6 protein-coding genes are annotated in these 4,469 nt (G+C 33.3%); all 6 read right to left on the reverse strand.

Annotation, left to right across the window (positions count from 1 at the left end):
* Positions 1-68 precede the first annotated feature (68 nt).
* From D7Y06_RS24040 to D7Y06_RS24065, 6 genes are read right to left on the reverse strand one after another with little or no spacing between them, the layout of a single operon-like run.
* A complete protein-coding gene (locus D7Y06_RS24040) occupies positions 69-695 on the reverse strand; it encodes a zinc ribbon domain-containing protein (protein ID WP_120410025.1) in 627 nt (208 codons plus the stop codon).
* 14 nt (positions 696-709) lie between these two features.
* The gene (locus D7Y06_RS26700; RefSeq protein ID WP_243119497.1) at positions 710-1,465 is read right to left on the reverse strand and encodes a zinc-ribbon domain-containing protein; all 756 of its coding nucleotides are present in this window, start codon (positions 1,463-1,465) and stop codon (positions 710-712) included.
* A gap of 4 nt (positions 1,466-1,469) precedes the next feature.
* Positions 1,470-2,057 (reverse strand): zinc ribbon domain-containing protein, encoded by a 588-nt coding sequence (locus tag D7Y06_RS24050; protein WP_120410026.1) that lies wholly within the window; start codon positions 2,055-2,057, stop codon positions 1,470-1,472.
* Positions 2,058-2,071: 14 nt separating this feature from the next.
* Complete coding sequence (locus tag D7Y06_RS24055; RefSeq protein WP_120410027.1) at positions 2,072-2,815, reverse strand: Ltp family lipoprotein; 744 nt, start codon at positions 2,813-2,815, stop codon at positions 2,072-2,074.
* Positions 2,793-3,281: a zinc-ribbon domain-containing protein gene (locus D7Y06_RS24060; protein WP_120410028.1), complete on the reverse strand. Its 489-nt coding sequence runs from the start codon at positions 3,279-3,281 to the stop codon at positions 2,793-2,795. Before D7Y06_RS24060 ends, D7Y06_RS24055 begins: the two co-directional genes overlap by 23 nt.
* A gap of 18 nt (positions 3,282-3,299) precedes the next feature.
* On the reverse strand, positions 3,300-4,130 hold the full coding sequence (locus D7Y06_RS24065; RefSeq protein ID WP_120410029.1) for a CFI-box-CTERM domain-containing protein: 831 nt from the start codon (positions 4,128-4,130) through the stop codon (positions 3,300-3,302).
* Between the last annotated feature and the right edge of the window lie 339 nt (positions 4,131-4,469).

Below are 4,469 nucleotides of genomic sequence, written 5' to 3' on the forward strand. Positions count from 1 at the left end.
ACCATACATGCCGGAAGAATGCAGTAAAATCAATAGTTTTAGGCTGTATTTTTGTTAATCAGCAGACACTAATTATGAAAAGAATTTATTCTCACCCAATACATCTTTTTATCATCGCTGCTTTGATGAACAGATAATGATACTCTACGATAGAAAGACATATACCAAGAATAATCATATATGGCATTCCCTTTATATTCATCTTCTTTATAATCATACTCACCACCATACTGTTCAATAAAATCCTTAACTAAGATTTTATACTCTTCTTCTGTCCAAATAGAATCTGAATCCAGATAAATTCTCTCAAAATCGCCATTACTCTGATAAGAGATTTCTACCTTTTCGTATTCTTTGCCGTCAATAACGATGTCTTCATACATATCACTTGTTGAATCTAAAGTATCCCACACTTTATGCTCGTAATCATCACCTAAGTCTTTTTTTATTTCAGAAGAACTCGTATATTCCATCAACTTTATTAATTGCGTATTCTTTATCGTATGTGGTGATACCTTATTTATAACAGAAACACCAATTATAACAATTGCTACAACGATTGCCAAGCCCCATGCTCCAAAGACAATTTTCTTGTTTATTTTTTTGCCTTTTCTGATTGGGCATCCACAATGAATGCAATTCTTACACGTATCAGAAATATTTTTTCCGCATTCCGGACATTTAATAAGTGCCATTTTCGTTCCTCGCTCTATTCATATTCTTTAACTTTTATGGATATCATAATAGAATTGCTTATCAAAATCATACCGCATATTAAAGTAGCAGCGGCAATAACAGAATAACCCGTGAAATATGTCCCGTTAATTATGTAATTATATGCATCTCCACCAACATAAGCATTCTTGTTTAATGTCGAGTAATCCGAATTATAATAGTCATTTTTCACATTATGACCTTTAGCAAAAAAAATACCCGAAACAATAAAACATATTATTGCAAATATAATTACCTTAGTTCTCATAGAGCGCAGTCCATCTACACATGATTTTTTACTCATTTCTTTTTTATTTTCACGCTTAGCCATCGGATATCCACACTCAGGGCAACTCGTCTCTGTATCTTTAACTTCTTGACCACATTCAGGACAACGAACCAAATTTATTGAAACAGTATTTTTGGATGTTGTACCGTCTATGTGTTTTAAGGTATCTTCTATAATTTTATCTTCCAAATCGTCTGCTATAAAATGAGCCAAATTTCCCTCACTCACATTACCACAAGATGAACACTTACAGGTTATGTGTTCATTACCATCATCTAACGCATATCCACACGATGAGCATTTAATTAAATGATTTCCTACATTATTTCTTTTCCATTCCTGTACCTGTTCTAACTTGGAAAAATTTATTTTAAATGCCTTGCCACATTCTGGGCATTTCCATACAAATATACAATCATCATTTAAATTCATTCCACATTTCGGGCATTTATTAGAAGCCATTTTCTTATTCCCCCTTTTTGTTATACACAATCATTGTGCCATCCGTACTACCAGGATATTGTTTTGCCGCAATTATTGATTTATCTGTTTCCCATGATAACCCATAATCAACTTTTTCAGCATCTCCATAAGATTCTGTCAGCCCATCTATTACCATATCATATACTTCCGAATCTGACATATTACTTTTAGCATTAGAAACCATTAATAATACAGTATCTAACCCACCATCTTTATCAAATTCAAACTGTATCATAACATATATTCCTTCTATGCCATTAAAATCCTCTTTATACATTGCTAAAGCACCATTTGATAAATATGATTCGGAAATATCTTCTCCATATTTATTCTTTATGTCATCATAAGATGTTCCCCACTTATTATTATCATAATATCCTGCATTTGCATTTCTGCCACTCAGCAATTTAATTCCAACGCAAATAATAATAAGAGCAATAACTATAATTCCAATTATAAAAGGAAATTTTTTTTGCTTTTTCTCTGTTTTTACCTCATAACCACAATGAATACATTTTTCAACTGAATCCGATATTTCTTTTCCACACTCAGGGCATTTAATCAGTGCCATAATATTATTCCTCCCTATAATCCTGCCTGTTCTACGCCGTAAACTGCTTGCTCATGTGTAAAACCCGTGTATTCCAACTGGTCTATTAATCTTGTTCTCGTAAAATCCGAAGATTTCAGATAAGATTTTGCTTTTTTTGCCGCCTGTTCTTTCCAATCAGCTCCGCAATTATCTACTCCATATTTTGCCTCTTCCTCAGTAAAACCATTATACACTAACTGATCAACAAGCCCACTGTATGAAAAAGCAGAAGAATCCAAATAGGACTTCGCTTTTTTTAATGCTTGCTCTTTCCAATTTGCCCCGCAGTTATCGGCTCCATATTTTGCCTCGGATTCAGAAAAACCACTATATTCTAATTGATCTATTAGTCCCGTATATGAAAATGCAGAACTATTAAGATACGACTGTGCTTTTGCCAATGCCCCCTCATTGCCAGTTTTAGGGGTATAACTGTATGAGTTGGAAGAACCATAAGAGTTTGCAATCATGTGATAATAGCAATACTTACTTGATGTAGTTCTCTTTTCATTACATCCATCATAATTGCATCTTGTTGTAAAATAATATATTCCAAAAGCAACAACACCAACTATCACAATCCATATTGCAATTTTTTTGACATTCTTTTTGGGTAATGCATTATTTGCACCTTGTTCTGTGTAATAAGTTTTTAAATTAAATCCACATCCCGGACATGACTTTGCGCTATCAGAAACATTTTCTCTACCGCATTCAGGACATTTTACTAATGCCATGATTTTCCACCCCTTTATTGTATTTCTTATATCCTAAAATCACACAAAAAATACCACCAACGCAAAGAATGATGGCTTGTATTCTATACTCCCATAGTTTCTCATTATCCTCTTTTGCCATGTCTTCATAATTAGATGCAATGTAATTATAAGAACTTTTAAACAACCCACCATTATATGCGTTAGCAGTTGATTTGTTTTCTGCATATCCTTCCATACAAGTCTGATAATGTCCCTTATAGAACGCATAATCGTCATTATTAACTCGTGTAAAAGCTATAATAAAACAACTACAAGCCACTACCCATAAAGCAATGGCAGTAGTTTTTTTATTCCTATATATTGGAACATCCTTTTTCTGACATTGTGCGTCACATTGAGAAACTATTTCATATCCACATTCAGGACATATGGTTACTTCATCTAATACTTCTTTACCGCACTCTGGACATTTTATTAACGCCATTCTCTTGTTTCCCTTCACTTAATATTTATCTTGATAATATGTATTTGCAATACCTTTTTCGTTCAAATCATCTATCATTTTATCCAATTTGGATTTACAAAAACTCCTGAACCATTTCGTTTTACCAAACCATTTAACAAGCATCGGACTAATTGCATAATAGCATTTTATGAATAATCTACCATACCACGTTTCATCAAGCGTGTAATCTCTGAATCTTCTAAGTGTCCATACCTGCGGACAATCATAAGAACCATATACGCAAGTAGCAATATAACATCCACTATTAGTTGCATTATTATTTATTCCGCTTTCAGATACATCACTTTTATTTTCTTCATTTAAGCCATCTTTAAAGAATCCAATTGTTTTTCTTCTTGCTTCAACCGCACTATCCAACAATTTGCTGCCATATATAGCATATCGTTCAGTTAATCCTTTTGAATATTCAACATATTGATTAGCAACCGCCTTTACAAGGTTTTGATATTCAGCACTATCGGATATTTTCTCTTTAGGAACTGCCAATTTTAATATCAATGCATTGCTTGCCAATCCCTCCATTAAATTTACAGTGCCACTATCGGCTTGCATTGTTCTTTGTCCTGCTGTTAATGCACTAACAACTGCAAAAGTTTGAAAAGTTTGCTTCAATTGCTCTACATCATTAATTTTTTCTGTAGCAATCACCAATAATGATAACGCTCTTGATAAATAATATTTATACACTTCCTTTTCTGTTTCTTCTTTCTTGTCATCAGAAGCATATTGAATAGCATTTTTGCCACAGGTAACAACTTCTCCGACTCTAGGATCACCTATCGTCCCAACATATTCTAATGCTTTCATTTTAATTAACCATGCTTCACTAGAATCAGTTTTAATCTCTAATGCCTTATTAGAATAATCAAATGCTTCTTTTCCATTTCCTCCATTTAAAGAGTTATTAGCAATTTCAAGAAGATTTTTTATATCTCCACCAAGAACATTTATATTTGCTCCTGCAAAATTATTATTATTGGTAACATAAGCCTGAATTATTCACGGCAGTATAAACTCACATAAAATCCGTCGTAGTTACCATTACAACCACTCCCGATACCTCACTCTGTCGCAGGATAGCCTAAAAATGGGCAGACTTCTCCTGTGATAGGGTTAGAAATTTATTGTGGCTGTCAAGGTCCATTA

It is taken from the genome of Roseburia sp. 1XD42-69 (assembly GCF_003612565.1).
Lineage (GTDB): Bacteria > Bacillota > Clostridia > Lachnospirales > Lachnospiraceae > Roseburia_B.